This window comes from Mesorhizobium sp. M1A.F.Ca.IN.020.06.1.1 (genome assembly GCF_004023265.1).
GTDB lineage: Bacteria > Pseudomonadota > Alphaproteobacteria > Rhizobiales > Rhizobiaceae > Mesorhizobium.
Window position 1 is genome coordinate 1 of record NZ_RZSR01001806.1, and the last position, 450, is coordinate 450.

Consider the following 450-nt stretch of genomic DNA (forward strand, 5'->3'; position numbering starts at 1 on the left):
GCAGGAACCAGCATGGCATCGGACATCAAGCGCATCGCAGCAATCATCGCGGCCGAGATCGGCTCGCGGCCGGAGCAGGCGGCAGCCGCAATCGGGCTGCTGGACGAGGGCGCAACGGTGCCTTTCGTGGCGCGCTACCGCAAGGAGGTCACCGGCGGCCTCGACGACACGCAGTTGCGCGACCTTTCCGAGCGGCTTGCCTATCTGCGCGAGCTCGATGCGCGCCGCGACACCATCCTCGGTTCGATCCGTGAGCAGGGCAAGCTGACCGAGGACCTCGAGGCAAAAATCGCGGCGGCGACCACCAAGGCCGAGCTCGAAGACATCTACTTGCCATACAAGCCGAAGCGCCGCACCAAGGCCGAGATCGCCAGGGAACGTGGACTGGGGCCGCTGGCCGAGGCGATCCTCGCCGACCGTTCGGCGGTGCCTGCCGAACTCGCGCTAGCC

The 450-nt window shown here is 67.6% G+C and carries 1 protein-coding gene; it reads left to right on the forward strand.

The features are described 5' to 3' along the window. Positions 1-12: 12 nt before the first annotated feature. On the forward strand, positions 13-450 hold a 438-nt coding region (locus EOA60_RS37000; RefSeq protein ID WP_281060835.1), incomplete at its 3' end, for a Tex-like N-terminal domain-containing protein.